The sequence below is a fragment of the Pannonibacter anstelovis genome (assembly GCF_036881715.1).
Taxonomy (GTDB): Bacteria; Pseudomonadota; Alphaproteobacteria; order Rhizobiales; family Stappiaceae; genus Pannonibacter; species Pannonibacter anstelovis.
On sequence record NZ_JBAKBF010000018.1, the window covers coordinates 1 to 25,503 of the forward strand.

27 protein-coding genes and 1 pseudogene are annotated in these 25,503 nt (G+C 67.9%); 25 read left to right on the forward strand and 3 right to left on the reverse strand.

Features of this window, described 5'->3' with window-relative positions:
* The first annotated feature begins 455 nt into the window (after positions 1-455).
* The 17 genes and pseudogenes from V6L75_RS19855 to V6L75_RS19935 all read left to right on the forward strand — a co-directional run bounded on the left by V6L75_RS19855 (position 456) and on the right by V6L75_RS19935 (position 15,861).
* Positions 456-2,699 (forward strand): hypothetical protein, encoded by a 2,244-nt coding sequence (locus V6L75_RS19855; protein WP_334253215.1) that lies wholly within the window; start codon positions 456-458, stop codon positions 2,697-2,699.
* A gap of 76 nt (positions 2,700-2,775) precedes the next feature.
* Positions 2,776-3,021, forward strand: a complete 246-nt coding sequence (locus tag V6L75_RS19860; protein ID WP_334253216.1) for a hypothetical protein — start codon at positions 2,776-2,778, stop codon at positions 3,019-3,021.
* A 99-nt stretch (positions 3,022-3,120) separates the two neighbouring features.
* On the forward strand, positions 3,121-3,843 hold the full coding sequence (locus V6L75_RS19865) for an RNA polymerase sigma factor (protein ID WP_334253217.1): 723 nt from the start codon (positions 3,121-3,123) through the stop codon (positions 3,841-3,843).
* An 84-nt stretch (positions 3,844-3,927) separates the two neighbouring features.
* Positions 3,928-4,122, forward strand: coding sequence for a hypothetical protein (locus V6L75_RS19870; RefSeq protein ID WP_108220432.1), 195 nt, complete (start codon positions 3,928-3,930; stop codon positions 4,120-4,122).
* A gap of 38 nt (positions 4,123-4,160) precedes the next feature.
* A complete protein-coding gene (locus V6L75_RS19875; RefSeq protein ID WP_334253218.1) occupies positions 4,161-4,457 on the forward strand; it encodes a hypothetical protein in 297 nt (98 codons plus the stop codon).
* Positions 4,457-5,332, forward strand: coding sequence for an ATP-binding protein (locus V6L75_RS19880; RefSeq protein WP_334253219.1), 876 nt, complete (start codon positions 4,457-4,459; stop codon positions 5,330-5,332). The genes V6L75_RS19875 and V6L75_RS19880 overlap by 1 nt, the downstream gene beginning before the upstream one ends.
* Positions 5,333-5,433: 101 nt before the next feature.
* Entirely contained in the window at positions 5,434-6,057 is a 624-nt protein-coding gene (locus V6L75_RS19885; RefSeq protein WP_334253220.1) for a hypothetical protein, read from the forward strand.
* A gap of 14 nt (positions 6,058-6,071) precedes the next feature.
* Positions 6,072-7,802 carry a DEAD/DEAH box helicase gene (locus tag V6L75_RS19890; protein WP_334253221.1) on the forward strand — a complete coding sequence of 577 codons (1,731 nt, stop codon included), beginning with the start codon at positions 6,072-6,074 and terminating at the stop codon, positions 7,800-7,802.
* 204 nt (positions 7,803-8,006) lie between these two features.
* Complete coding sequence (locus V6L75_RS19895) at positions 8,007-8,261, forward strand: DUF6511 domain-containing protein (RefSeq protein ID WP_334253222.1); 255 nt, start codon at positions 8,007-8,009, stop codon at positions 8,259-8,261.
* Complete coding sequence (locus tag V6L75_RS19900; protein WP_334253223.1) at positions 8,261-9,028, forward strand: hypothetical protein; 768 nt, start codon at positions 8,261-8,263, stop codon at positions 9,026-9,028. Before V6L75_RS19895 ends, V6L75_RS19900 begins: the two co-directional genes overlap by 1 nt.
* Positions 9,025-11,319, forward strand: coding sequence for an AAA family ATPase (locus V6L75_RS19905; protein ID WP_334253224.1), 2,295 nt, complete (start codon positions 9,025-9,027; stop codon positions 11,317-11,319). Before V6L75_RS19900 ends, V6L75_RS19905 begins: the two co-directional genes overlap by 4 nt.
* Before the next feature lie 379 nt (positions 11,320-11,698).
* Positions 11,699-12,280, forward strand: a complete 582-nt coding sequence (locus V6L75_RS19910) for a hypothetical protein (protein WP_334253225.1) — start codon at positions 11,699-11,701, stop codon at positions 12,278-12,280.
* Positions 12,277-12,657, forward strand: coding sequence for a DUF6362 family protein (locus V6L75_RS19915; RefSeq protein ID WP_334253226.1), 381 nt, complete (start codon positions 12,277-12,279; stop codon positions 12,655-12,657). Before V6L75_RS19910 ends, V6L75_RS19915 begins: the two co-directional genes overlap by 4 nt.
* 419 nt (positions 12,658-13,076) lie before the next feature.
* Positions 13,077-14,453 carry a site-specific DNA-methyltransferase gene (locus V6L75_RS19920; RefSeq protein ID WP_334253227.1) on the forward strand — a complete coding sequence of 459 codons (1,377 nt, stop codon included), beginning with the start codon at positions 13,077-13,079 and terminating at the stop codon, positions 14,451-14,453.
* A gap of 1 nt (position 14,454) precedes the next feature.
* Positions 14,455-14,961, forward strand: a pseudogene (locus tag V6L75_RS19925) (DNA cytosine methyltransferase); the annotation flags it as partial.
* A gap of 403 nt (positions 14,962-15,364) precedes the next feature.
* Complete coding sequence (locus V6L75_RS19930; protein ID WP_334253262.1) at positions 15,365-15,649, forward strand: hypothetical protein; 285 nt, start codon at positions 15,365-15,367, stop codon at positions 15,647-15,649.
* Positions 15,646-15,861, forward strand: coding sequence for a DUF7220 family protein (locus tag V6L75_RS19935; protein ID WP_334253228.1), 216 nt, complete (start codon positions 15,646-15,648; stop codon positions 15,859-15,861). The genes V6L75_RS19930 and V6L75_RS19935 overlap by 4 nt, the downstream gene beginning before the upstream one ends.
* A 42-nt stretch (positions 15,862-15,903) precedes the next feature.
* On the opposite strand, the gene V6L75_RS19940 is transcribed toward V6L75_RS19935, so the two are convergent.
* The 3 genes from V6L75_RS19940 to V6L75_RS19950 all read right to left on the reverse strand — a co-directional run bounded on the left by V6L75_RS19940 (position 15,904) and on the right by V6L75_RS19950 (position 17,664).
* The gene (locus tag V6L75_RS19940) at positions 15,904-16,572 is read right to left on the reverse strand and encodes a hypothetical protein (protein WP_137457476.1); all 669 of its coding nucleotides are present in this window, start codon (positions 16,570-16,572) and stop codon (positions 15,904-15,906) included.
* A gap of 204 nt (positions 16,573-16,776) precedes the next feature.
* Positions 16,777-17,349 (reverse strand): DUF3489 domain-containing protein, encoded by a 573-nt coding sequence (locus tag V6L75_RS19945; RefSeq protein ID WP_334253229.1) that lies wholly within the window; start codon positions 17,347-17,349, stop codon positions 16,777-16,779.
* Positions 17,350-17,439: 90 nt separating this feature from the next.
* The gene (locus tag V6L75_RS19950; protein WP_334253230.1) at positions 17,440-17,664 is read right to left on the reverse strand and encodes a hypothetical protein; all 225 of its coding nucleotides are present in this window, start codon (positions 17,662-17,664) and stop codon (positions 17,440-17,442) included.
* Between the two features lie 111 nt (positions 17,665-17,775).
* Between V6L75_RS19950 and V6L75_RS19955 the strand changes: the two genes are divergently transcribed.
* The 8 genes from V6L75_RS19955 (at position 17,776) to V6L75_RS19990 (ending at position 25,496) form a co-directional block, all read left to right on the forward strand.
* Complete coding sequence (locus V6L75_RS19955) at positions 17,776-18,372, forward strand: hypothetical protein (protein WP_334253231.1); 597 nt, start codon at positions 17,776-17,778, stop codon at positions 18,370-18,372.
* Positions 18,320-20,326, forward strand: a complete 2,007-nt coding sequence (locus tag V6L75_RS19960; protein WP_334253232.1) for a phage terminase large subunit family protein — start codon at positions 18,320-18,322, stop codon at positions 20,324-20,326. The genes V6L75_RS19955 and V6L75_RS19960 overlap by 53 nt, the downstream gene beginning before the upstream one ends.
* Entirely contained in the window at positions 20,317-20,538 is a 222-nt protein-coding gene (locus V6L75_RS19965; RefSeq protein WP_013654503.1) for a phage head-tail joining protein, read from the forward strand. The genes V6L75_RS19960 and V6L75_RS19965 overlap by 10 nt, the downstream gene beginning before the upstream one ends.
* Positions 20,538-22,079 (forward strand): phage portal protein, encoded by a 1,542-nt coding sequence (locus tag V6L75_RS19970; protein ID WP_334253233.1) that lies wholly within the window; start codon positions 20,538-20,540, stop codon positions 22,077-22,079. The genes V6L75_RS19965 and V6L75_RS19970 overlap by 1 nt, the downstream gene beginning before the upstream one ends.
* Before the next feature lie 5 nt (positions 22,080-22,084).
* Positions 22,085-24,136, forward strand: coding sequence for a prohead protease/major capsid protein fusion protein (locus tag V6L75_RS19975; RefSeq protein ID WP_334253234.1), 2,052 nt, complete (start codon positions 22,085-22,087; stop codon positions 24,134-24,136).
* Between the two features lie 78 nt (positions 24,137-24,214).
* On the forward strand, positions 24,215-24,550 hold the full coding sequence (locus V6L75_RS19980) for a DUF2190 family protein (RefSeq protein WP_334253235.1): 336 nt from the start codon (positions 24,215-24,217) through the stop codon (positions 24,548-24,550).
* Positions 24,550-24,861: a head-tail joining protein gene (locus tag V6L75_RS19985; protein ID WP_334253236.1), complete on the forward strand. Its 312-nt coding sequence runs from the start codon at positions 24,550-24,552 to the stop codon at positions 24,859-24,861. The genes V6L75_RS19980 and V6L75_RS19985 overlap by 1 nt, the downstream gene beginning before the upstream one ends.
* A gap of 5 nt (positions 24,862-24,866) precedes the next feature.
* Positions 24,867-25,496, forward strand: coding sequence for a DUF6441 family protein (locus tag V6L75_RS19990; protein ID WP_334253237.1), 630 nt, complete (start codon positions 24,867-24,869; stop codon positions 25,494-25,496).
* Positions 25,497-25,503 lie beyond the last annotated feature (7 nt).

The following is a 25,503-nucleotide window of genomic DNA, read 5'->3' on the forward strand; positions in this document are numbered from 1 at the left end:
GTCAGGCGTCGGTGTGGTCTTCAGCGCGGCCAGGCGGGCGGGGATGGGGTCGTGCGTCGTCATGCTTTCTCCGTTGGCTTCCGGGTTGCATGACGGCATTGGTCGGCCTGATAGTGTAGGCGAATTTCTCCAGTATCGTCAGAAGGTTCGCCCCGATTGCGCCGCATCAGGCGGACCAGCCCGAGGGCGAGCAGGCCACACAGCTCAATGCGGCGTTCGGCGGGCGTCATCTGGGCGGGAGGCAGTGGATTGGGGCGTTTCATGCGGGGATCGGCCGTGTTCGGTAGAGTTGCTACCGATCAAAAGCCATCCGGCCGATGGAGACGGGACATCACAGCGCCACGAGCTTCCTCGATGCGAACAGGTTAAGAACATCGGGTCTTGCAGGGTGCGGTTTTGTCCACAATTATCGGAAGTGGAATCAATCAAGAGAATGTATTCGTTGAGGTGGTTTCATGGCGCGAAAGGCATCCCCGGTTGGCCCGCACATCCATAGCCTAATCGAGGATGCCCGCATTGATCTCGTCCGGGCTGTCCTCGCGGTGCGAGAGGGCGACAACGAACCCGATTTCGGCCTGCCCACTGCTATTCCAGATCCCTCGGACGAGGAAATGGCACACGGGTTTCGGCAAAACCTGTTGCAGATCCTGTCGAAATTCGATGCAGACGAGTTGCGGCCCGCCGAGCAGAGATCACGCCGCGTCCTGGCACTCGCCGAAGGCAAGGGTATCGACTCCCTGACGGCAATCACCGAACAACAACTCGACGATGAGCAATCGCTCGAGTTCGATCGACAACCCGATCCGCTCTGCAAGAGCATCTGGGCATTTCTGAATGTCCGCCAGACATTCGAGGACGCCGAGAGTTTTCACTTCGCCCGCAAATTCAGGGACTATGGCAAGCTTTACGATGCCTTCGAGGTGGAACTCGAAAAAGCGGTCAATCTCAATTCGGGGTCGATCGACGAAGCAGCTCTGGCCGCGAAGATTACGTCGGTGCTGCAACTCAAGACGGCCTGCACGGTGAAGGCGCTGGATCTTCCCGCCACTGCCGCGCACCCAGCCTCGATCATGCTGATCGTTCGCCATGGCGGGCCGCTGTCGAGCGTCCATGACCATCGTGACGACGGACGCCGGGGCACGATCTATTATCGCCCGCCGAACGAGGCCACTCTCATCTACACGCCCGCCATCCGACAGATCGAGGTCTGCGCAGACAGCCCGGTCGTGCGGCAGGGCGTTGCAGGGTCATTCGCTGAGGAGGCCTTGGGGCACGACGTTTCACAGAAACCGTTGACCTGGAAGCGCTACAACCTTTCGCGTTTCCGCAGTTCGCTGCGGCTCGATCTGCCGCGTATCTCGGGCTACGAGATCACTGATGCGCGCGTCCTTGAGGCCGAAATCCGCCTCGGTTCCTGGAGCCGGAAGCTTCTTCTTAAGGTTGCGGCTGACGACGATATCGAGGAGGTCGCCGACCGCTATCTGAAGCCCAACAACATCTTCCGCCGCGCCGATGGCTTCAGCCGCGTGGGGATCGCCGTCACCTACAACCGCATCGGTGACGACAAGGTGCGCACGCTCAACATTACCATCTCCGGCTCAAAGAGCTGCAACCTTCAGAGCAACAAGGATCCCGATGAACGCAATCTCGGGTTCGCGCTTCTCGACGCGTGGGGCATTCTCAGCGCCTTCAAGCAGATCGAGCCCACCGACCTGCGCGGAATATTCCCGCAACTGGTCATGCTTCACGACCGGACCGAGGACGATGTCAGCGGCGAGTATCTGCGCGAGCTCGGCCTCGATCCGGACCGCATGATCCAGGGCGGTCTTCTCGACCGGCGGGGGCGGCAGGACATCGTGCTCATCGACGATGACGACATGGGCGGGGAAGCCGAGGTCAAGCCGTCCAGCACTGAGGGCATGTCGCGCGTTGTCGGTGCTTTCGGAAAAGATGGGGGCCTGAGGCCGACATCGGATCTCGAGATGTACGAGATCAACCGCGAGTGGCTGCACGAAACCGTGGTCGGGCTTCTGAAGCCGATGTTGAACAAAACCGCAGCGCAGGTGCTCGATCCGGACCTATCGCTGCTCGGCTCCATGCGGATCGACGGTGCCGATGTTCCGATCTACTTCGCCCGTCGCCTTCACGACCTCAAGACGATTTCGCGCCTTGATCAGCTGATGCGCGCGCGCAACGCGGCCGGTGTCGGGATCGTGCTGTCGGCAGGCAATGACGGTCCCGGATACCTTGGGCCGAACCTCGTCGTCCCCGTTTCTGGCTGCATGTCAACGGGCGCCGACGATCTTCTTCTCTCGCGAGATGCGCTCGAGCTCGCCTACCGAACCAATCGTTCGCTGGCGAGGGGCGGTGCGACGCCGCAGGTCCTGCGATCGGGCACGCAATCGGCGACGTTGCACATTCCCGGCAAGACATCGCTCGCGCTGACGGGTGCGGATCAGATCACGATCTTCGAACGACTGGTCGCAGCCGAGAAGGCTGGCAGCCCCGATGTCCAGGTCAAGCAGCTGATGGACGGGCTTGGGTCGCGCAGCCCGCAGCAGGCCTTCCGGAAGGAAACCTGGGACAGCATCCGCGACGTCTACATCGGCGCGGGCGCGAAACGGGGATACTGGCGCCTGCTGGTGGACGCACAGCCAGCCGAAGACGTAGCCGAAGCCCCGGTCGAAGAACCCGTCTAACAACGGTCTAACATGCGACGGGGGACGGTCTAACAAACCGCTGATTATTGGAAGGGCTCCACAGAGGAGCACTCCCATGCCGACTCCCTTCCCTTCGCGCCAGGCAACCCCGACAAGCTGGTCCGGCGCCGCGACGACCAAGCCCACCACCTCCAACTCGGAATGGCGCTGCACGCGCTGTGACAAGCTGCTCGGCGTCTGCCGGGACGGCCGCATGCACCTGCGCTTCGCGCGGGGGCACGAGTATCTCGTGGGCTTCCCGGTGCAGGCCACCTGCCGCGGCTGCGGCACGCTGAACCACGCGACCGCACCCGCGCGCTGACGCGCGCATTCATCCACCCCCCTGAAATCGCAGAGACGCGCGACGTCCTGACCTGGCCACGAGAAGGCGCCGGACGCCTGGCCGCAAGGCAGGCGTCCGATGTCCTTCGCGTGGCACGAGATCCGTGATCACCTCATGCATTCGTCCTCCAACCTTCACTTCCAGCGCAGTTTCGACGCCGTCCGGCGTGCGCAGGCCGCTCTCGCGCCGTTCCGGGACCCGGCGGCTCTGCTGGACGGGCTGCACCGCACGACCGGCGATCCGGCCCGGAAGAACGTGATCCTCTCTGCGCTGGTCGGGGCGGCGCAGGGCGACGGGCCCGCGTCCGACTGCGCCCTGACTCTCCTGCTGTTGGCGCTCTGGCCCGGCCTCGACGCCATCCGGCGCCGGTCGCTCTGGCGCAGGCTCGGCAGCGCCGACGAAGTCGCGTCGGACGTACTGGCGCGCACCACCGAGGCTGTCCGCGGACTCGACCTCGGCCGCGTCAACTGGATCGCAGCCACGGTGCTGCGCAACGTCGAGCGCGACATGATCCGCGTGCGCCAGCGCGACCAGGCGCGCGAACATCTCGCCAGCGGCGCCGATCCCGACGAGGTGGCGGACAGCGGCGACAGCGGGATCGGCGAGACTGGGTACGCACGGCTGAACGGGGCCGTGCGGAAGCTGCTCGGCGACGACGCCCTGCTGGTGATCCGCGTGGCGATCGAAGGCTTCTCGCAGGCCGAGGTCGCGGTCGAACTGGGTCTGACCGAGGCCGCCGCCCGCAAGCGGTACCAGCGCGCGATGCGCCGGCTGCACGACGCCCTCGAGGAAATCCCCTGAACCGATGTCCCCATCCGGTCCCGCCGGTGGCTTTTCCCTTTCGAGCGCCCCGAGCGCCTTCCCTCCAACCGAAAGCAGACACGCATGAACCGCACTGCCGATCTGTCGCTCGAGGATTTCAGGCGTCTTCCGGGGCTCTATCGCCGCTGGGAGCTGACCGAGGTCTGCGAGCCCAACCGCAACTATCAGCTCGAGGACGCCGGCGCCCACGCCGACGGGACGCCGCTCTTGGCGATCTACGTCGCCGAGCCCGCGCCCGACGTCCGCGAGGCCGCGTGATGCGCCTCCTCGATCACATCATCCCACGGAGAACCGCCATGCCGGACCAGCCGGACGACATCACCCGTCTTCGCAAGGCGAGCTACGCCCTTGAAGACCTCCCCGAAACCATCGCCTTCCCGCAGCGCCCCGGCGACGAGCCGCGCGAGCCGCTGCCGGTCGTCGAGGCGACCGTCGACGAGATCGCCTTCGCGATCGTGGAGGCGGAGCGCGAGAGCTTGGCCGCCTACCGCCGCGCCGATGCGCTGAAGCGGCTCTACAAGCTCGCCCGCGAGGCGGGGTGCATCGGGGCAGATCGCGCCGCCAGTGCGGTGCTGAAGAAGGAGGGCCAGTGATGGCCCTTCCCATCATCGGCGCCGACGAACGGCTCGCGCAACGCAAGGGCATCAAGGGCGTCATCTTCGGCCGTTCCGGCATCGGCAAAACCAGCCTGCTGTGGACGCTGAACGCCTCGACCACGCTCTTCCTCGATCTCGAGGCCGGGGATCTCGCGGTCGAGGGGCTGGAGATCGACACGCTCCGGCCCCGCACCTGGAAGGAATGCCGTGACTTCGCGGTGTTCATCGGCGGGCCAAACCCGGCGCTGCGCGAGGACCAGCCCTACAGCCAGGCGCATTTCGACGAGGTCTGCGGGCGCTACGGCGATCCGGCGGTGATCGGGAAGTACGAGACCGTCTTCATCGACTCCATCACCGTCGCCGGGCGCCTCTGCTTCCAGTGGTGCCGCGGCCAGCCCGAGGCCTTCTCGGAGAAAACGGGCAAGCCCGACATCCGCGGTGCCTACGGACTGCATGGCCGCGAGATGATCGGCTGGCTGACCCACCTGCAGCACACACGCGGCAAGCATGTCTGGTTCGTGGGCATCCTCGACGAGCGGCTCGATGACTTCAATCGCAAGGTCTTCCAGCCGCAGATCGACGGCTCGAAGACCGGGCTCGAGCTGCCGGGAATCGTCGATCAGGTCATCACCATGGCCGACATCCCGGACCCGGGCGGCCAGTCGCAGCGCGCTTTCGTCTGCCAGACGCTGAACCCCTGGGGCTATCCGGCCAAGGATCGCTCCGGCCGCCTCGACAGGGTCGAGGCCCCGCATCTCGGCCGGCTGATGGAGAAGATCCAGCGCCCCGCAGCGCCTGCCTCCGAACGCCTGACCTGGCCGCTGGTGACCCCGGCCGATCCCGCGCCCGTCGAGGTGCCCGGCCATGGCTGAGCGCATCTCGCCGTACCCGGTGTCCCGATCCGGTCGCCGGGATGGCTTTTCCCCTCTGACGCCGCTGCGCGTTCCATCCTCAACCTGAAAGGAGCCGCACAATGTCCGGACCCTGGAACGACTTCAACTCTGCCCAATCCAACACCACCGTCATCCCGAAAGGCACGCTCGCCAAAGTGCGCCTGACCCTGCGCCCGGGCGGCTTTGACGACCTCTCACAAGGCTGGACCGGCGGCTGGGCGCGCCGCGCCACAACCGGCGCCGTCTACCTCGACGCCGAATACACCGTCGTCGAAGGGCCTTATGTCCGGCGCAAGATCTGGTCGCTGATTGGGCTTTACAGCCCGAAGGGCCAGGACTGGGCCAACATGGGGCGCGGCCTAATTCGCGGAATCCTCAACTCGGCGCGCGGCGTATCGGACAAGGACAACTCGCCGGAGGCGCAGGTCCGCCGCCGGATCAACAGTTTCGGCGATCTCGACGGAATCGAATTCATCGCCCGCATCGATATCGGCACAGACACCAACGGCGAGGACAAGAACGAGATCCGCGCTGCCGTCACCCCTGACCATCGCGACTACGTCACGCTGATGGGTACGGTTGCGCCACAGCTCTCCGCCGCCCCCGCTAAGGGCCAGGCCCCGCAGCAGCCCACCACAGCCACCCAGCCCAGCCAGCCCGCGTCCGCCCCCGGCGCCGCCGGTCGGCCGAGCTGGGCGCAGTAAGGGGGGGACCGGCCATGCGCCTGCGCCCCCGCCAAAAAACCTTCGTCGAGCGCAGCGTGGCTGCGCTCGCCTCCCGCGGCAACACGCTGGGCGTGGCGCCCACCGGAGCGGGCAAGACCATCATGCTCTCTGCGGTCACCGGCGAGATGATCGCAGACGGCGCCAAGGCCTGCGTCCTGGCCCATCGTGACGAGTTGACGGCGCAGAACCGCGCCAAGTTCCAGCGCGTGGTACCGGGCGTCGCCACATCGGTCATCGACGCCACGGAGAAATCCTGGGGTGGCCAGGTCGCCTTCGCCATGGTGCCAACGCTGGCGCGGGCGTCGAACCTCGCCGACATGCCGCGCCTTGACCTGCTGGTCGTAGATGAGGCGCACCATGCCGTCGCCGACAGCTACCGCCGCATCATTGACCGGGTGCGCGGGGCCAATCCGGACGCTCGCATCTTCGGGGTCACGGCGACGCCGAACCGGGGCGACAGGAAGGGCCTGCGCGAGGTTTTCGACAACGTTGCGGATCAGGTGCGGCTGGGCGAGCTGATCGCCTCGGGCCACCTGGTGCCGCCGCGCACCTTCGTCATCGATGTGGGTGTCCAGGACGAGTTGCGCTCGGTCCGCAAGACCATGTCGGATTTCGACATGGCGGAGGTGGCAGGCATCATGGACCGCGCTCCCGTCACGGACGAGGTGATCCGGCACTGGAAGGAGAAGGCGCAAGAGGCGGGGAGCGGCGGAGCCGCGACAGGGAACGGAGGAAACTACCGGCAGACCGTGGTGTTCTGCTCCACCGTCGCGCACGCCGAACACGTCACCGACGCCTTCAGGGCGGCGGGCGTTTCCGCCGCGCTGATCCATGGCGACCTGGCGGCCGAGACCCGCAAGGCGATCCTCGCCGACTATGCCGCCGGGGACATCCGCGTTGTCGTCAACGTGGCGGTGCTGACCGAAGGCTGGGACCATCCGCCCACCTCCTGCGTCGTGCTGCTGCGCCCCAGCTCCTACAAATCCACGATGATCCAGATGGTTGGGCGCGGCCTGCGCACCGTCGACCCCGAGGAACATCCCGGCATCGTCAAGACCGACTGCGTCGTGCTGGATTTCGGGACGTCGAGCCTGATCCACGGCACGCTGGAACAGGATGTCGATCTCGACTGCAAGACTGAGATTGGTGAGGCGCCGACGAAGACCTGCCCGGCCTGCGAGGCGGAGATCCCGCTGGCCGCCACCGAATGCCCGCTCTGCGGCGAGGCGTTCCCGCGCGAGGATATGGATGCGGGCGAAGTCGGGGACGCCGCGCCGCTTTCGGGCTTCATGATGACCGAGATCGACCTCCTGAAGCGGTCCAGCTTCGCGTGGGTCGACCTCTACGGCACGGACGACGCGCTGATGGCCACGGGCTTCGCCGCCTGGGGCGGCATCTTCTGGCTGGACGGAGTCTGGTACGCCATCGGCGGGGCGAAGGGCGAACGCCCGCATCTGCTGGGCGTGGGCGAACGGACCGTCTGCCTCGCGCAGGCCGACGACTGGCTGAACACGCACGAGACCGACGAAAGCGCCTTCAAGACGCGCTCCTGGCTGCGCCAGCCGCCGACCGAGAAGCAGTTGCAATACCTGCCGCCCGAGTGCCGCCACGACTTCGGCCTGACGCGCTACCGCGCCTCGGCGCTGATGACCTTCGGCTTCAACAAGCGCGCCATCCGGCAGCTGATCGACAGCGCGGCCAGCCCCGAACGGAGGGCGGCATGACCCATGGACACCATCACCCCCATCACCGCCGAGGACCGGCGGCGGCTCTGGCATCCGCGTGGGACGCTCTGTGCTGTCTGCCGGCAACCCACCCGTGGCTTTGGCTGGTTCGATCCGCACCGCCCGGCGGCTTCGCCGCCAAAGTCATCGAAATGTGCGCGTCCGCGCACGGGGCGGCCCCGGCCATCGGTCTGGTTCTGCTCGATGCCCTGCCAGTCCTTCTGGACGCGCTTGGCCAGGGAGCGTTTCGCCATGGTTGACCTGACCGAGGAAGAGCGCGCCGCGATCAACGCCACCATGAAGCGCGTGGCGCTGCTGATGGACGAGATCGGCTGGACCACCCCGCTCGGCGAACTGACCGAGGCGCAGGTGCGCGCGCTGATCGAGGAAGCCGTCGAGGGCTTCCGCGAGGCCATGTCCGACATCGCCCGGGCGCAGACGCCGGAGGTGCCGTTCTGATGCTGGACTACAACCATCGCCCCAGCTTCGCCGACCGGGTCAACGCTGCCGTCGATCGAGCGCTCACCGCCGATCAGGCCACGCGGCCGTCCCGCGACTATCTCGGCGGCTCGCGCCTCGGCCATGCCTGCGAACGCGCCCTGCAGTTCGAATTCACGGCAACGCCGAAGGACGAAGGCCAGGACTTTTCGGGCCAATCGCTGCGCATTTTCGCCATCGGCCATGCGCTCGAGGATCTGGCCGTCGCCTGGCTGCGCGGCGCGGGCTTCGATCTCTACACCCGCAAGGGCAACCGGCCCGATGGCGGCCAGTTCGGCTTCTCGGTCGCGGGCGGGCGCATCCGCGGTCATGTCGACGGGATCGTCGCCGCCGGGCCCGAGGGCTTCGGTCTTGCCGTTCCCGCGCTCTGGGAATGCAAGACGATGAACGCGAAGAACTGGCGCGCCTGCGTCAAGGACGGCGTGACCAAGTCGAAGCCGGTCTACGCCGCCCAGATCGCGGTCTATCAGGCCTACATGGAAGGGACGGTCCCCGGCATCTCGGCCGCGCCCGCCGTGTTCACCGCGATCAACAAAGACACGGCCGAGATGCACCACGAACTGGTACCCTTCGACGCGGATCTCGCGCAGCGCATGTCCGACCGGGGCGTGCGGATCCTGCAGGCGACCGACGCAGGCGAGTTGCTGCCGCGCGTCGCCACCACGCCCGACTTCTTCGAATGCCGCTTCTGCCCGTGGTCCGCGCGCTGCTGGAGGCTTCCCGCATGAGCGACGACGGCATCCTGCACTTCAACCCGTGGATGGACTTCAACGACGGGCCGCCGTCCGAGAACCCCTTCGGCTGCGACCCCGACCCCGCGCAGATCGCCGTCTTCCTCGACACCGTGTTCAGCTGGTGCGAGGGGCTGATCCCGCTCCGCGGCTTCGTGGACAAGGGTCAGGGCCGGGACGGCAAGCCGCACAACATCTGGATCCCCGCCGACGAGACCGCGACCGAGAAGCTCGCGACCTTCGCCGCGTGGGCGAACCGCGAAGGTGCCGCCGTATATGTCATTCCCGGCACGGTCGAGGAACAGGGCCAGGCCCGCGCCGCCGATGTGCTGCAGATGCAGGCCATCGTCGTCGATCTCGACGCAGGCGATATCCCGGCCAAGCTGGACCATGTCACCCGCCACCTAGGCCCGCCCACGCTCATCATCGAAAGCGGCGGGCGCACGCCCGAGGGTGCTGCAAAGCTCCATGTCTGGTGGCAACTGACCGAACCCGCCGAGGGCAAGGATCTGGCCACCCTCTGCCGCCTGCGGGGCGAGATCGCCGTGAAGGTCGGCGGCGACACGCATTTCCGCTCGGCGCACCAGCCGATCCGGGTGCCGGGCACCGTCTATCACAAACACGGCCATCAACGCCTCGTGCAGATCCGCGAACATCGCTCAGTGGAGGTGGACCTCGCGGACTTCGCCGAACGGGTCGCCGGGATGCCGCCGCTGCCGGGCGTGGGCTTCGCCAGCGATCATGCCGCGCCATGCGCAAAGCCCGGCATCGACGCAGTGCTCACCACACCGGTGCGGGAGGGCGCGGTCGACGACTGGTCGCGCTTCCAGGGAGCCAGCGCCGCCATCGGCCATTACATCCGCCTCGTCCACGAAGGCCGCCTCGACCCGTTCGCGGGCTGGGAGGCGATCTGCGGCTACAACGCCGCCATGCTGCGCCCGTCCTGGCCGCTCGATCGGCTGCAGGCCGAGTCAGAACGGCTCTGGGCGCTGCATGTGAAGCGCAACGGCCCGCCGCTCCTGCGCGCGGCCCACGCCAATGCCCCGGCGAGCCCGCTGCCGACCTTCACCCTCGGCGCGCTCCTCGACGACACGAGCCCCATGCCCGAGGACATCATCGGGCCGCGCGTGCTGACGCCGGGCGGGCTCCTGGTGCTGGGTGGCGCGCCCAAGGTCGGCAAGAGCGATTTCCTGATCTGCTGGCTCGTCCATATGGCGGCCGGCGTGCCGTTCCTCGGCTTCACGCCACCCCGGCCGCTGCGCGTGTTCTATCTGCAGGCCGAGATCCAGTATCACTACCTGCGCGAACGCATGCAGCAGATCGCGCTGCCCGCCGCCGTGATCGCCGCCGCGCGCGACACCTTCATCGCCACGCCGAAGCTGAAGATCCTGCTCGACGCGGAAGGCGTCGCCCGCGTGGCCGAGGCGATCCGGACCGCATTACCCGATGCGCCGCCCGACATCCTCGTCATCGACCCGATCCGGAACCTCTTCGACGGCGGCCCCGAGGGCGGCGGCGAGAACGACAACACCGCCATGATGTTCTTCCTGAAGGACCGGGTGGAGCCGCTGCGGGAGGCGGTCAATCCGGACGCCGGCGTCATCCTCGCCCACCACACCCGCAAGGCCAGCAAGCAGCAGGTGAAGGACGATCCCTTCCTCGCCCTCTCCGGCGCCAGCGCGCTGCGCGGCTTCTACACCTCGGGGCTGCTCATGCACCGGCCCGACGAGGACAGCACCGTCCGCAGGCTGGAGATCGAGCTTCGGAACGGCCCCGCCCTGCCAGGCAAGCTCATCGACAAGGTGAAGGGCGAATGGGTCGAGCTGAACCCGCTGAACGAGCGCCTGGTGCGCAAGGAAGCGGGCGCCAGGCTCGATGCCGAACGGCTGCGCAAGGGCGACGTGATCCTCACCATCCTGCACGAGGAAGCGGCGGCCGGCCGGCTCTACACCACCACTCAGTTCGGCGAGGCCTTCGAGAACAAGGCCGGTCTCGGCAGCAAGTACACGATCCGCGACCGGATCGGCGTGCTGACGACCAAGGGGCAGATCAAGTTCCTCCGTGATGGCCGTCCCTTCGGCATGGCCGTGGTGCGCTCCCGCTTCGGCTATCTCGTGGTCGACGGCATGCGCTTCGGGACGGAGACGCAGATCGATCCCGATACCGGCGAGGTGCTGGGCGACGGCCTGCCGGTGCTCCCGAGCCACTACAAATGCGCCAGCACCGGCGCCTGCCTGCAGGTCGAGAACCCCGCCATCTGGGTCTATCCGGAGGGTCTCGATGACTGACTTCGTCCTCCCCGAAATCTTCCTCGTCCTCAGGACGAAGTTGTCGGTCCTCGTCCTCACCTCGTCCTCAGTCAACAAAATCAATGACTTGCGGAGGACGAGGACAAACAACCCCGTCCTCCTTCCTCGTCCTCCGAAATGGCGAAAAGTCGTTTTTTCTCAGCTGCTTGCGTGGATGGGAGGAATGATAAGGAAACCCCCATACTACGTATGGGGCGGCCACCCGTCAGGGTGGGCCTCGCCCCCATACGCAGCGGGCCCTCGCGCGCCGCCTGTCCTGGTCTTCCCCAGCCGATCCGACGACGGCGGTCCCGCACCGCCAGGCACCAGACCGCCGTCGTCTTCCACCACCACAGGCCACCGGCAAAGGAGACCCGTCATGGCTCGGCCGACTCTGATCCCGAATTCCGACGGCGCAAGCTTCGACACGCCGCCGCTCGTCACCCCCCGGAACCACGTGAGGCCGACTTACGCGGCCCCACAGGGGCCACGGTTCTGCGCCACCCTGGCGCTCGATCTCGGTACTACCACCGGCTGGGCCTTGCGCAGCCACGACGGGCTGATCACCAGCGGCACCGCCAGTTTCCGGCCCGGGCGCTATGACGGCGGTGGCATGCGCTATCTGCGCTTCACCAACTGGCTGACCGAGCTGGATCGCCTGTCGGGGCCTATCGCCGCGATCTGGTTCGAGGAGGTCCGCCGCCACGCCGGCACCGACGCGAGCCATATCTACGGCGGGCTCATGGCCACACTGACCGCATGGGCCGAGTTGCGCGGCGTGCCCTATGAGGGCGTGCCGGTTGGCACCATCAAGCGTCACGCCACCGGCAAGGGCAATGCCGACAAGGCCGCCATGATCGCTGCGGCCCGCACCCGCGGCTTTTCACCCGCCGATGACAACGAGGCCGACGCCATCGCGATCCTGCTCTGGGCGCTGGAGACGAAGGGAGGTGTCGCATGAGATGGCAGGAGCCCTGGACCGCCAATGACGTCGCTGATCACTTCGAGGAAGCCTTCCGCACCCTGCGCAAGCTCCCGCCGGTAAAAGCGCAGGGCTACTTCAACACCTGGCCCGACATCGTGCGGACCAGCCGCGAGATTGCCGCGATGGAGCCGCAGCCGATGCGGGTCTGGCCCTCGGCCGCCGCGATCACCCGGCTCGAGCAGACCTTCGACTGGGTGCTCTGGATCGAGGAGGCGGAGCGCAAGCTGGTCTGGTCGCGCGCCGCCCGCGTGCCGTGGAAGCAGATCAGCGGTGAGCTCGGCTGCGACCGCACGACCGCATGGCGTCGCTGGCAACTGGCGCTGACCAAGATCGCCGCGCGGCTGAATGCGTGAGCGACTCCAATGTGTTGCAACACTTTTTCCTTCGACATCTGCAACATGATCGTGCTATTCCGAAGGCAAGATGGGGAGAGTGCGCTGGAATGCTCGCTCTCCCCTTTGCGTTGACGGGGGCCACCTGGACCCCGGTATCCAGCGAGGGTCCGGCCGGGGTCCATCCCACGGCAGTTTCCGGTTCCTTCCTGGGCGTTTTCGTATGCTGGCGGGCGAAGCGCGGGACATCGCCAGCGACAGGGCCGGATTTTTGGGAAGCCACCCGGAAGCCGGATCCACGCGCGCCCGCGCAAACACCAACGAACGCTTGCCTTTCGACCGGACACGACTGGTGCCCGCTGGACCCCGCTTGGAGTCCAGCCCGGCATCCGGAGTCCGGAAGCCACCGGCATCCACCCGACCGAGGAACCTTGCCCACCATGACGCTGAGCTTCGCCCCGGACGCGATCGAGACGTGGCCGCTGTCGCGCCTGCAGCCATACGCGAAGAACGCGAAGGCGCATGGCGCGGACCAGGTCGCGAAGATCGCCGCCAGCATGGCCGAGTTCGGCTGGACCGTGCCCTGCCTCGTCGCCGAGGACGGAGAGCTGATCGCGGGGCACGGGCGCGTGCTGGCCGCCACGCAGCTGGGGCTGACCGAAGCGCCGGTGATCGTGCTCGGGCATCTGACCGAGGCCCAGCGGCGTGCCTACCGGATCGCGGACAACAAGCTGACGGAACTCGGGACGTGGGACGAGGCGCTGCTGTCGGCGGAACTGAACGACCTACTGGCCGAGGATTTCGACCTGTCGCTGGTCGGGTTTTCCGACGGTGAACTCGACAAGCTCCTCGCGCTCGACCCGGACGCAGACGGTGAAGACAGCGGGGCTGGCGGCTCGGTTCCGCCCGTGACCATCCCCGAGCCGCCGCGCAATCCGGCCTCGCGCAAGGGTGATCTATGGATCCTCGGCGACCACCGGCTGCTCTGCGGCGACAGCACCAGCGCGGCCGACGTGCGCCGCCTGATGAACGGCGAGCGCGCGATCCTGTTCGCCACCGACCCGCCGTATCTGGTGGACTACGACGGCTCGAACCACCCGACGCGGAACAAGGACTGGTCGGCGTCCTACGGCACCACCTGGGACGACAGCTCGCAGGGCGCGGAACTCTACGACGGCTTCATCGCCGCCGCTGTTGCCGAGGCGATCACCGAGGACGCCGCCTGGTACTGCTGGCACGCATCGCGCCGCCAGGCGATGCTGGAAGCCTGCTGGGAAAAGGCGGGCGCCTTCGTCCACCAGCAAATCATCTGGGTGAAGGACCGCGGCGTCCTGACCCGCTCGCACTACCTCTGGAAGCACGAGCCCTGCTTCATGGGTTGGCGCCGTCCGAATCGTCCGCCGAAGGTCGCCGAGCAGACGCTGCCCTCGACGTGGGAGATGCCGTCCTTCGCCAGGGAAGAGCGCCCCGACCACCCGACGCCGAAACCGCTCGACGCCTTCGGCATCCCGATGCGCCAGCACGTCGCGCGAGGCGGGCTCTGCTACGAGCCGTTCTCGGGGTCCGGCTCGCAGATCATGGCGGGCGAAGCCAACGGCCGCCGCGTCTTCGCGTTGGAGATCAGTCCGGCCTATGTCGATGTCGCCGTGGAGCGCTGGCAGGCTGAGACTGGCCGCGAAGCAATACTCGACGGCGACGGACGGACCTTCGCGCAGCTGAGGACCGAGCGGCTGGGCGACGATGCCGTACCCCCGGCCGATGCGCCAGAAACGGACGCCGCCCCCGAACCCGCGCGAAAGCGCAAGACCGCTGCGTGACATGCATGACCTGGCTTTACCTTCCTCCGGAAGCGCTTCCGGAGCCGGAGACGCATGCCTCTTCGGCCTCTCCCTCTGCTCCGGCGCGGGCGGGCTCGACCTCGGGCTCGCCATCGCCATCCCCGGATATCGTGCTGTGGGCCATGTCGAACGGGAAACCTACGCCGCAGCTACTCTCGTGGCGCGGATGGAAGACGCGTCCCTGGATCAGGCTGTTGTCTGGGACGATGTTGCCACCTTCGACGGCCGCCCGTGGCGCGGCGCGGTGGACATCGTCACTGCGAGCTATCCGTGCCAGCCGTTCTCGGTCGCGGGCAAGCGCCGGGGCGCGGACGACCCGCGCCACCTCTGGCCGCATGTCGCCCGCATTATCGGCGAGGTTGAGCCGCCCTTCGTCTTCCTCGAGAACGTCGCCCATCATCTCCGCCTCGGCTTCCCCGAAGTCGCCAACGGACTGGTCGGCATGGGCTACCGCCTTGCGGCAGGCCTCTTTACGGCGGCGGAAGTCGGCGCGCCCCACAGGCGCGAGCGGCTGTTCATCCTCGCCATCCGCGACGGGGACGACCTGGCCGACCCCGCGCGCCTGCTCCGGCACCCGCTCGAGTGGCGGGAACCGGACGGAACTGCTGCGCCTGTGGCCGACGCCGAGGGCCAGCGCCAACGAGAACCGGCAGACGAAGCCGACACCCTCGCAGGAAGCGGGACAGCACGGGATGAACCTGGCGACGACGGCAGCGCTGTGGCCGACGCCCCAGATCGACAGCTTCCGCAGTCGGGGCGGCGAACGGCGCGACGAGAAGGGTTTGGACCGGATGGCGCGCGACTGGCCGACGCCGATGGCGAACGACGGCTGCAAGCCGAGCGCGGGCAACCGGAGGACGGCCGACCTGACCCATGCGGCGGGGATGTGGATGACGCCGACAGCGCGGGATCACAAGGATGGGGCGACGACCTTGGCGAACACACCGGTGAACGGACTGCTTGGCCGCCAGGTCCTGGTGACGCCGATGGCTGGGAGCGATACCTCCGAGCCGCGCCGGACCTTGAACCCGCTGTTCGTCGAGGCGCTGATGGGCTGGCCCACCGGGTGGACCGGCTTCGCCTCTGTGGCAACGGCGTGGTCCCGCTGGTTGCGGCGCATGCGCTGCGAACTCTCGCGGCTGAGCTGCTGGCCGATGGATGAGGTGGCGGCATGAAGCAGACGCGCCTCATGTCGCTGGCCGAGTCCGTCGCCAACGTGATTGTCGGCTACAGCGTCGCGGTCATGACGCAGATCCTGATCTTCCCGGTCTTCGGGCTGCACACAACGCTGGCCCAGAACCTGAAGATGGGGGCGGTGTTCACGGTCGTTAGCATCGCGCGGTCCTACGTCCTGCGGCGACTGTTCGAGGCAATACGGGTGCGATAGCCACGAACATCGAGCGCGCGAGCCGTGAGGCTGAACGCCGCGTCAGTCCAAATGAAGCGGCCCGAACATGCCCGACTCCACCATCGCCGTGTAAACGCGTTTCATCGCCATCGCAGTTTCTTGGGTCACGAACAGCGATGAGCGTGAGCCATATGGGTCACCAAGGAGATATGGGCGCATCGTGTCCCAGCGCTCGCCGACCTCAGCTCGGTGCCACATCCGCATCTCCTGCTGGATCATCAGAGGCACGGCGAGCTTCTTTGGCACCATGTGCCTCTCTGGAAAAACGTCGTGCCAGTCGCAGCGAACGAGGATCGGCGTGGTGCCCGAATTGTAGAAGGGTACATCCAGCCGTTCGGCTGTGATCGTAGCGCAGGGATGCGATTTCATCGCCTCGACCGACTCGATGATCTTCGATCCATCTCCGTAGGGACACGAAACGAACGCGTGTGCGAAATGGACGGTGTGATCCAGCCCATGATAGCCGCAACGGTCGCTGGGATGCGTCACCGGCATCTGGGGGTTTTCCTGCGGCACCAACGGGTGCCACGTCGGATATCCACGTATGACAGGACCGTGCGCGTCGATCAGGTCTTGCAGCGCTTCGTCCGCCTTCTGGCGCTGGTCGGCATCGACCCCGGGTGACAGGACCAAAGTCCGTCGCGCCCGCTCGTAGCCGTCGTGTGCCGCTTCGTCTGCTCGAAATGCCATGGGTGTCTGCCTTTCATCCGGTTTACACGGAAGATAGGGAGCGCGCATGAAAATGCAATATCGTGCGTGAAATATCATCTTCGCGCGAGCGATGTGGATATCGCGGGTGAAATCGGTCGTTTCACGTTGGCCGGAGGCGCCGCTGCACGAAGATACCGCCGCCCCGGCGGGACGGCGGCCATCAACTTGTCGGGGTCTGGTGCGTCAGGCGGCAGGGAGCTTGTACACACGCCCCCGGTTCTCGACCTTCTCCGAGGTCACTTCGAGCCCAAGCTTCTTCTTCAGCGCCCCGGCCATCGCGCCGCGCACCGTGTGCGACTGCCAGCCGGTCGCGGCCATGATCTCCTCGATGGTTGCGCCGTCCGGCGCGCGCAGCATGGCGATCAGGGTGGCCTGCTTGGTGCCCTCGCGCGGCGTGCGCGCCTTGGGCGCGGTCTCGGTCTCGGTGAGGGTGTCCGGCGCGGACTGCTCGGTCGGCGCGTCCGTCGCGCCCGCAGGCGCGGGGTTCGCGTCCTCGGGTTCGATGCCGATGGCGGCGAGGCCTGCGTCGGTGGCGCTCAGCGTGACGCCGTGGCCGTCGCCGGTCTCGCGCCAGACGGGCTCGCCCTTGCGCATGTCGGCGTCGACCTCCTGCAGGAACCCCTTCGCGAGCATCGCGCCGACCACCTTGGCGGCGGCCCCGCCGCGCAGGCTCTCGGGCAGCGGCAGGGCGATGTGCTCGGGCCGCTGTGCGGCAGCGCTCAGGATCAGGGCTTGGGTGTCGGAAAGTTGGGGCATCGTCGTCTCCCGTATCGGGGCGCGCGGGATGCGGGCCCTTCTACGAGGTCGAGCCCGCCAGTCGGCGGGCGGGACCGGGAGCGGGTCGTCTCACTCGGCGTGCTCGCCTTCGTTGAAAGCCATGTCGGAGATCTCGCGCAGCTTGGCGCGGTAGTGGTTCAGGGTGCCGACATGGCCCCAGTTGATCTCGTCGGGGCTGGTCGCGAAATGGTCCGCGCTCAGGGCGGCGAGCCGCTCCAGCGTCGCGTCGATCTCGGTCTTGGCGGCGATAAAGGCGTCAAGGGCTTTCGTGTTGTCGGTCGCGCGGCGGGTCATCGTGGTGGCTCCGTGGTGAGTTGCATCGTCCTACTGGAGACACGTTCCCTCTGTCCGCCCTGCTTATCAACTCGATAAGCACATGATTTAGAATGATAATCGGAGCCGTCGATGCAGGGCATGAGCGAGCGCCAGTACGCCGCCCATGTCGGGCTGTCGCGGGGCGCGATCCAGAAGGCAAAGTCCGCCGAACGGCTGGTCCTCTATCCCGACGGCAGCATCAACGCGGCCGCCAGCGACGCCCGGCGTGCCGAGACGACGGACCCGTCGAAGACGAGGAAGCCGCCCGCGCCAAAGCTGAAACCCGTCCCCGAGGCGGCGGTGGCCGCTGTCGGCGACACGCTGCGCGAACAGGGTCTGGCGGTTCCGGCAGTCGGCGGCGGCACGACCTTCCTGCAGGCGAAGACGGCGAACGAGGTGCTGAAGGCGCAGGAGCGGCGCATCCGGCTCCAGAAGCTGAAGGGGGAGTTGATCGAGCGGGCCCGGGCGCTGGCGCTGGTGTTCCGGCTGGCGCGGGAGGAACGGGACGCGTGGGTGAACTGGCCCGCGCGCGCGGCGGCGCTGATGGCGGCCGAGCTCTCGGCCTCGTGCAGCGACGCGACGGGCCAGCAGATCACCCTGGAGCCAGCCGCGATGCAGAAGGTCCTCGAGAAACATGTACGCGCCCACCTCGACGAACTCGCCGAGGTCCGGCCCGACTTCCGGTGAGAGCGGCGATGGCCTGACGGACTTCGACGGCGCGGGCGAGATCCTGCGCGCCTGGGGCAACGGGCTGCGGCCCGACCCGGACCTGACGGTCTCGGAATGGGCGGACCGGCACCGGATGCTCTCGGGCCGCGCCTCGGCCGAGCCCGGGCGATACCGCACGGTGCGCACGCCCTACATGCGCGAGATCATGGACCGCCTGTCGCCGGGCGATCCCACGCAGCGGATCGTGTTCATGAAGGCCGCGCAGGTCGGGGCGACCGAGGCAGGCAACAACTGGATCGGCTTCGCCATCCACCAGGCGCCGGGCCCGATGCTGGCCGTCCAGCCAACCGTGGAACTGGCCAAGCGCAACTCGCGCCAGCGGATCGACCCGCTGATCGACGAAAGCCCCGAGCTGCGGGAGCGGGTCAAACCGGCCCGGTCCCGTGACGCGGGCAACACGATGCTGTCGAAGGAGTTCGCGGGCGGCATCCTGATCATGACCGGGGCGAACTCGGCGGTCGGGCTTCGCTCGACCCCGGCGCGGTACATCTTCCTCGACGAGGTCGACGCCTATCCGGCTTCGGCAGACGAGGAAGGCGACCCGGTCACGCTGGCCGAGGCGCGGTCGCTGACCTTCGCCCACCGGCGCAAGGTCTTCCTGGTCTCGACCCCAACGATCCGGGGTCTGTCGCGCATCGAGCGTGAATACGAGGCGAGTGACCAGCGCCGGTTCTTCGTGCCGTGCCCGCATTGCGGCGCGATGCAGTGGCTGAAGTTCGACCGGCTGCGCTGGCAGAAGGGCCGCCCGGAGACGGCGGAGTATCACTGCGAGGGCTGCGAGACGCCCATCGCGGAGCACCACAAGACGGCGATGCTGGAGCGCGGGGAATGGCGGGCGACCGCCACGGCCGCCGATCCGACCACGGTCGGGTATCACCTCTCGGCGCTTTACTCGCCGATCGGCTGGCTGAGCTGGGAGCGGATCGTGCGGGCTTGGGACGCGGCACAGGGGTCGGACGAGGCGATCAAGGCGTTCCGCAACACCATCCTCGGCGAGACATGGGTCGAGACCGGGGAAGCGCCCGACTGGCAGCGGCTCTATGACCGCCGCGAGCGCTGGAAATCCGGCACTGTGCCTGCGGGCGGGCTGTTCCTGACCGCCGGGGCCGACGTGCAGAAGGACCGGATCGAGGTCGATGTCTGGGCATGGGGTCGCGGGTTGGAAAGCTGGCTCGTCGATCATGTCGTCATCGAGGGCGGGCCAGATCGACACGACGCCTGGTCGGAGCTGACCGCGCTGCTCGACCGGTCCTGGCCGCACGAGCGCGGCGCGCATCTCAGGATCGCGCGGCTGGCGATCGACACGGGCTACGAGGCCCCGGCGGTCTATTCCTGGTCGCGGGCGCAAGGCTTCGCGCAGGTGTCGCCGGTGAAGGGCGTAGAGGGGTTCAACCGCTCGAGCCCGGTGTCGGGGCCGACCTTCGTCGACGCGACCGAGGGTGGCAAACGCCTGCGGCGCGGAGCCCGGCTCTGGACCGTGGCGGTGTCGACCTTCAAGGCCGAGACCTACCGCTTCCTGCGGCTGGCGCGGCCGACAGAGGAGGATATGGCCGATGGGGCGGCATTCCCGCCCGGCTCGGTGCACCTGCCGCATTGGGTCGAGAACGAATGGCTGAAGCAGTTCGTGGCCGAGCAGCTGGTGACGGTGCGCACCAAGCGGGGTTTCGCCCGGCTGGAATGGCAGAAGCTGCGCGAGCGCAACGAGGCGCTGGATTGCCGGGTCTACGCCCGCGCCGCCGCCTGGATCGCCGGCGCGGACCGCTGGCCCGACGAGAAATGGCGTGATCTCGAGGATCAGCTCGGGGCGGCCCCCACCGACACCGATCCCGCCGGGCAGATCAACCGGCCGGGACAGGCCCCACAGGGCAAACGCCGCTCCGACTGGCTCGGACGGCGCGGAGGATGGTTCTGAAGATGACCGACTGGACGGAAACCGAGCTCTCGGCGCTGCGCCGGGCCTATGCCAGCGGCACGACCCGGGTCAGCTATGACGGGAAGTCGGTGGATTACGGCTCGGCCGAAGACCTGCTGGCCCGCATCCGTACCATCGAGCGCGCCATCGCGGGCACGACCCGGCCACTGCCGGTGGCCGGGCTGGCTGGCTTCTCGCGCGGGGATCGCTGATGTCTGCGACCTGGTTCGATCACGCCATCGCCACCGTGGCGCCGCGCATGGCCGCCCGCCGCGTGATGGCGCGTCAGGCCTTCGAGACCCTGACGCGGGGCTATGACGGGGCCGCGCGCGGGCGGCGAACGGAGGGCTGGCGCGCGCCGGGATCCTCGGCCGACACCGAGATCGGCGTGGCCGGGGCGCTGCTGCGCGACCGGATGCGGGATCTCGTGCGCAACAACCCGCACGCGGCCAAGGCCGTCGCGGTGCTGGTCAACAACATCATCGGCGCGGGGATCATGCCGCGCGCCGCCAGCGGCGACGACACGCTCGACCGCAAGGTCGATGCGCTCTTCGAGCGCTGGACGGCGGAGTGCGACGCCGATGGCCAGCTCGACTTCTACGGGCTGCAGACGCTGATCTGCCGGGAGATGGTCGAGGCGGGCGAAGTTCTGGTGCGCCGCCGTCTGCGACGCGCGAGCGACGGCCTTCCTGTGCCGCTGCAATTGCAGGTGCTCGAGGCCGACGTTCTCGATGCCACGAAATCCGGCGTCCTCGGCGCGGGGCGGCTGGTGCAGGGGATCGAGTTCGATCCGGTCGGCAAGCGCCGGGCCTATTGGCTCCATGCCGAACATCCGGGCGATGCCTGGGGCGCGCTGCAGAACGGGCTGCAGAGCCGCCCGGTCCCCGCGACCGAGATCGCTCATGTCTACGAGAAGCAGCGCACGCAGGCGCGCGGCGTCCCCTGGGGTGCGCCGGTGATCCGCAGCTTGCGCGATCTCGACGACTACGAGGTGGCGGAACTGGTCCGCAAGAAGACCGAGGCCTGCGTCACCGCCATCGTCTTCGGCGATGACGAGGCGCAGCAGGGCATCGCACCCTCGGTGGTCGACGCCGATGGCAACCGCGTCGAGCAGTTCGAACCGGGGCTCATCGCCTATGCGCGCGGCGGCAAGGACATCCGGTTCAACCAGCCCTCGGCCACGGGCGGCTATGGCGAATACAAGCGCGCCAGCCTGCACACGATCTCGGCCGGGTTCCGGGTGCCCTACGAGTTGCTGACCGGGGACCTGTCCCAGGTGAACTATTCCTCGATCCGCGCGGGGCTCGTGGAGTTCCGCCGCCAGATCGACGCCGTGCAGTGGCAGCTCTTCATTCCGATGTTCTGCGCGCCCGTGTGGCGCTGGTTCACGGAAGCGGCATGGGCGGCAGGGCAGATCCCGTCGCCGATTGTGCCGGTCGAATGGTCGCCGCCGAAGTTCGAGGCGGTCGATCCGCAGAAGGATGCGATGGCGAACCTGCTGTCGATCCGCTCCGGCACCATGACGCTGGCCGAGGTGATCGCCCGGCAAGGCCGCAATCCCGACGCGGTGCTGGCCGAGATCGCAGCGACCAATGCCAAGCTCGACGCGCTGGGGCTGGTGCTCGACAGCGACCCGCGCCGCGTCACAAAGACCGGCAGCGCCCAGACCGGCGATCCGACAGCCGATCCCGCCGCTGACGACACCACCGCCGACGCGGAAACCGACCCGGCGCAGGCCGACCAACAGGACTGACCTACATGGACACGATGATCGAACTGCCGGCCATGCGCCGGTCGGCGGAGCTTGCGCCGAACACGGCCGATGCCGACACCCGCACCGTCGAGGTGGTCTGGTCGGCCGGGGCCCGCGTCCGGCGCGCCACCTTCTTCGGCGAGCCCTATGACGAGGAGCTGAGCCTCGACCCCGCCCATGTCCGGCTCGACCGGCTGAACGCGGGCGCGCCGTTCCTGAAGGTGCACGAGCTCGACACGCTCGATGCGGTCATCGGCTCGGTCGTGCCGGGCTCGGCCCGGATCGAGAACGGCCGGGGCATCGCGTTGGTGCGGATCAGCGAGCGTGCCGATGTCGAGCCGATCTGGCGCGATATCCAGGCCGGGCACATCCGCGCGGTCTCCATCGGCTACCAGGTTCACCGCTTCGAGGTCTCGAAGCCCGAGGCCGCGCGCGAACTCTGGCGCGCCGTCGACTGGACGCCGTTCGAGGTGTCCGCCGTCGCGGTCGGCGCCGATCCCGCCGCCGGTTTCCGCGCCCAGCATCCTCTTCACGACTGCGTCCTTCACCGCCGGGACGCCGCTTCCAGCCCGAAAGGATCCATCCCGATGACGGACAAGACCGAAACCCCGGCGAGTAACGCCGCAACCCCCGCAACCCCCGCCACCACCGAGCCGACCGAGCCGGTCGAAACCGAGGATACCACCATGACCGACGAGAAGACCGGCGCGGCCGAGGCGCAGACGCGCAACCAGCCGAAGCCCCAGAAGCCCGAGGTCTCCGAAACCGACGCCATCGCCACCCGCGCTCGCGAGGCCGAGCGCGACCGCGTCTCCACCATCTACGATCTGGCCGGGCGGCTGAACCTCGAGCGCGGCTTCGCCGAGGATCTGGTCAAGCGCGGCGTCAGCGTCGACGAGTCCCGCCGCCTGATCCTGGACCAAGTCGCGGCAAAGTCGGACGACACCCGGACCTTCCCCCATGTCTCTGTCCCCCTCGGCGGCCGGGACGAGCGCATCACCCGCCGCGACGCCGTGGCAAACGCGCTGCTGCACCGCTACAGCCCGACGCTGTTCCAGCTGGAAGACGCCGCACGGCAGTACCGCGGAATGACCCTGCTGGAACTGGCCCGCGAAAGCCTCGGCAATGCCGGGGTCAACACCCGGGGCCTGTCGCGCGACGAGGTGGCGACCCGCGCCCTGCACTCGACCTCGGACTTCCCCGAGATCCTCTCGGCGGTCACCAACAAGACCCTCCGGCAGGCCTACGAGGCCTATCCCCGCACCTTCATGCTGTTCTGCCGCCAGGTTCTGGCCACCGACTTCAAGGCCATGCACCGGGTGCAACTCGGTGAAGCGCCGCAGCTGCTCGAGGTCGGCGAGAGCGGCGAGTTCAAGCGCGGGACGCTCGGCGAGAGCAAGGAGAGCTACAAGGTCAAGACCTATGGCCGGGTGGTCGCGATCACCCGCCAGACGCTGATCAACGACGATCTCGACGCCTTCACCCGGATCCCGGCGATGTATGGCAACTCCATCGCCCAGCTGGAGTCGGACGTGGTCTGGGGGATCATCACCGCCAACCCGGCGATGGCCGACGGCAACGCGCTGTTCCACACCACGCACAAGAACCTCGCCGGGACTGGCGCGGCGCTCGATGTCGGCAGCGTCGGCGCGGCACGGGCGGCGATGGCCAAGCAGACGGGCCTCGACAAGAAGACGGTGCTGAACGTCCGCCCCGCCTTCCTGATCGTGCCCGCCTCGCTGGAACTGAAGGCCGAGCAGTTGGTCGCGCAGAACCTCGTGCCCGCCGCGACGTCCAGCGTGGTGCCGCAGTCGATCCGCACGCTCGCGCCGATCAGCGAGCCCCGCCTCGACGCCGCCAGCGAGACCGCCTGGTATCTGGCGGCCAGCCCGAACCAGATCGACACCATCGAGTACGCCTATCTCGAGGGTCAGCAGGGCGCCTACATCGAGACGCGCAACGGCTTCGACGTTGACGGCGTCGAGATCAAGTGCCGCCTCGACTTCGGCGCCAAGGCCATCGACTGGCGCGGCCTCTACAAGAATCCGGGCGCGTAACCCCGCACCCCATGCTGAACCCTGACACACGGGCGGTCCTCAAGGGCCGCCCTTCGTCTTTCCACGAGGATCACCCCCATGAAAAACTACGTCCAGCCCGGCAACACCATCACCCTGACCGCGCCCTATGCCGTCGCCTCCGGCGATGGCCTGCTCGTCGGCTCCATCTTCGGCGTCGCCTCCGGAGCGGTAGCCCTCGGCGAGCCCGTCGAGACCGCGCTCGTCGGCGTCTTCGACATCACCAAGGTCGGCTCTCAGGCCTGGACCGTCGGCGCGAAGGTCTATTGGGACGACACCAACAAGCGCTGCACCACGGTCGCGACCGACAACACGCTGATCGGCGTGGCCGTCGAGGCGGTGGCGAGCGGCGCGGGCGACACCATCGGCCGGGTGCGGCTGAACGCGACGTTCTGATGAGCGCCTTCGCCGCCGCCGTCGGCGCGCTCTTCGCCGATCCGAACATCGGCCGGGATGCGATCTACATCGCCGACGGCGGCGCGCCCATGCTCGTGCGCGTGGTCGCCCGGCGTGCCGATGCGATCACCGACTTCGGCGACGCGCGGCTCTGGTCCGAGACCACCCGGATCGACCTGCGCGTCGCCGAGGTGGCGAACCCGCGCCCCGGTGACAGGATCGAGATCGACGGCGACGCCTTCCTCATTCAGGGCGAACCGGTCCGTGACCGGGAGCGGCTCGTCTGGACCATCGACCTGCGCCCGGCGTGACCGCGATGAAACTGAAGCTCGACATCGATCCCGACATCGTCGCGATGATGGCGACCGAGGTCGCGGCTGGGGAACGCGCAGTGACGGCCGCCATGCGCGAGGCCGGAACCGGGTTGAAGACGGCGTGGCGGCTGCAGATCACCGGCGCGGGGCTCGGGCCCCGGCTCGCCAATTCGATCCGGAGCCAGAACTTCCCGAGGTCGGGCGAGAGCCTCGACGCGGCAGCGCTGGTCTGGTCGAAGGCCCCGGTCATCGTGGGCGCCCATGACACGGGGCCGCTGATCCGCTCGAAAAACGGGTTCTGGCTGGCGATCCCGCTGCCCGCCGCAGGCAAGTCCCTGCGTGGCGGCAGGATCACGCCCGGTGAATGGGAGCGGCGACGCGGCCTCCGCTTGCGCTTCGTCTATCGCCGGACGGGCCCGAGCCTGCTGGTCGCCGAGGGGCGGCTGAACACGAAGGGACAGGCGGTCGTATCGCGCTCCAAGACCGGGCGCGGCAAGGTCACCGCGCCGATCTTCCTGCTCGTGCCGCAGGTCAAGTTGCCGAAGCGGCTGGACTTGGCGCGGGATGCGGACCGGGCATTGGACGGAGTGCCGGGGTTGATCGTGGCGAATTGGGTGGACGCGAAGCTATGACTAGCGC

What these genes read in the sequence shown, in the direction of transcription:
- V6L75_RS19855 (WP_334253215.1), top strand. Translation starts at nt 456, where the DNA reads ATGGCGCGAAAGGCATCCCCGGTTGGCCCGCACATCCATAGCCTAATC.
- V6L75_RS19860 (WP_334253216.1), top strand. Translation starts at nt 2,776, where the DNA reads ATGCCGACTCCCTTCCCTTCGCGCCAGGCAACCCCGACAAGCTGGTCC.
- V6L75_RS19865 (WP_334253217.1), top strand. Translation starts at nt 3,121, where the DNA reads ATGTCCTTCGCGTGGCACGAGATCCGTGATCACCTCATGCATTCGTCC.
- V6L75_RS19870 (WP_108220432.1), top strand. Translation starts at nt 3,928, where the DNA reads ATGAACCGCACTGCCGATCTGTCGCTCGAGGATTTCAGGCGTCTTCCG.
- V6L75_RS19875 (WP_334253218.1), top strand. Translation starts at nt 4,161, where the DNA reads ATGCCGGACCAGCCGGACGACATCACCCGTCTTCGCAAGGCGAGCTAC.
- V6L75_RS19880 (WP_334253219.1), top strand. Translation starts at nt 4,457, where the DNA reads ATGGCCCTTCCCATCATCGGCGCCGACGAACGGCTCGCGCAACGCAAG.
- V6L75_RS19885 (WP_334253220.1), top strand. Translation starts at nt 5,434, where the DNA reads ATGTCCGGACCCTGGAACGACTTCAACTCTGCCCAATCCAACACCACC.
- V6L75_RS19890 (WP_334253221.1), top strand. Translation starts at nt 6,072, where the DNA reads ATGCGCCTGCGCCCCCGCCAAAAAACCTTCGTCGAGCGCAGCGTGGCT.
- V6L75_RS19895 (WP_334253222.1), top strand. Translation starts at nt 8,007, where the DNA reads ATGCCCTGCCAGTCCTTCTGGACGCGCTTGGCCAGGGAGCGTTTCGCC.
- V6L75_RS19900 (WP_334253223.1), top strand. Translation starts at nt 8,261, where the DNA reads ATGCTGGACTACAACCATCGCCCCAGCTTCGCCGACCGGGTCAACGCT.
- V6L75_RS19905 (WP_334253224.1), top strand. Translation starts at nt 9,025, where the DNA reads ATGAGCGACGACGGCATCCTGCACTTCAACCCGTGGATGGACTTCAAC.
- V6L75_RS19910 (WP_334253225.1), top strand. Translation starts at nt 11,699, where the DNA reads ATGGCTCGGCCGACTCTGATCCCGAATTCCGACGGCGCAAGCTTCGAC.
- V6L75_RS19915 (WP_334253226.1), top strand. Translation starts at nt 12,277, where the DNA reads ATGAGATGGCAGGAGCCCTGGACCGCCAATGACGTCGCTGATCACTTC.
- V6L75_RS19920 (WP_334253227.1), top strand. Translation starts at nt 13,077, where the DNA reads ATGACGCTGAGCTTCGCCCCGGACGCGATCGAGACGTGGCCGCTGTCG.
- V6L75_RS19930 (WP_334253262.1), top strand. Translation starts at nt 15,365, where the DNA reads ATGACGCCGACAGCGCGGGATCACAAGGATGGGGCGACGACCTTGGCG.
- V6L75_RS19935 (WP_334253228.1), top strand. Translation starts at nt 15,646, where the DNA reads ATGAAGCAGACGCGCCTCATGTCGCTGGCCGAGTCCGTCGCCAACGTG.
- V6L75_RS19940 (WP_137457476.1), bottom strand. Translation starts at nt 16,572, where the DNA reads ATGGCATTTCGAGCAGACGAAGCGGCACACGACGGCTACGAGCGGGCG.
- V6L75_RS19945 (WP_334253229.1), bottom strand. Translation starts at nt 17,349, where the DNA reads ATGCCCCAACTTTCCGACACCCAAGCCCTGATCCTGAGCGCTGCCGCA.
- V6L75_RS19950 (WP_334253230.1), bottom strand. Translation starts at nt 17,664, where the DNA reads ATGACCCGCCGCGCGACCGACAACACGAAAGCCCTTGACGCCTTTATC.
- V6L75_RS19955 (WP_334253231.1), top strand. Translation starts at nt 17,776, where the DNA reads ATGCAGGGCATGAGCGAGCGCCAGTACGCCGCCCATGTCGGGCTGTCG.
- V6L75_RS19960 (WP_334253232.1), top strand. Translation starts at nt 18,320, where the DNA reads ATGTACGCGCCCACCTCGACGAACTCGCCGAGGTCCGGCCCGACTTCC.
- V6L75_RS19965 (WP_013654503.1), top strand. Translation starts at nt 20,317, where the DNA reads ATGGTTCTGAAGATGACCGACTGGACGGAAACCGAGCTCTCGGCGCTG.
- V6L75_RS19970 (WP_334253233.1), top strand. Translation starts at nt 20,538, where the DNA reads ATGTCTGCGACCTGGTTCGATCACGCCATCGCCACCGTGGCGCCGCGC.
- V6L75_RS19975 (WP_334253234.1), top strand. Translation starts at nt 22,085, where the DNA reads ATGGACACGATGATCGAACTGCCGGCCATGCGCCGGTCGGCGGAGCTT.
- V6L75_RS19980 (WP_334253235.1), top strand. Translation starts at nt 24,215, where the DNA reads ATGAAAAACTACGTCCAGCCCGGCAACACCATCACCCTGACCGCGCCC.
- V6L75_RS19985 (WP_334253236.1), top strand. Translation starts at nt 24,550, where the DNA reads ATGAGCGCCTTCGCCGCCGCCGTCGGCGCGCTCTTCGCCGATCCGAAC.
- V6L75_RS19990 (WP_334253237.1), top strand. Translation starts at nt 24,867, where the DNA reads ATGAAACTGAAGCTCGACATCGATCCCGACATCGTCGCGATGATGGCG.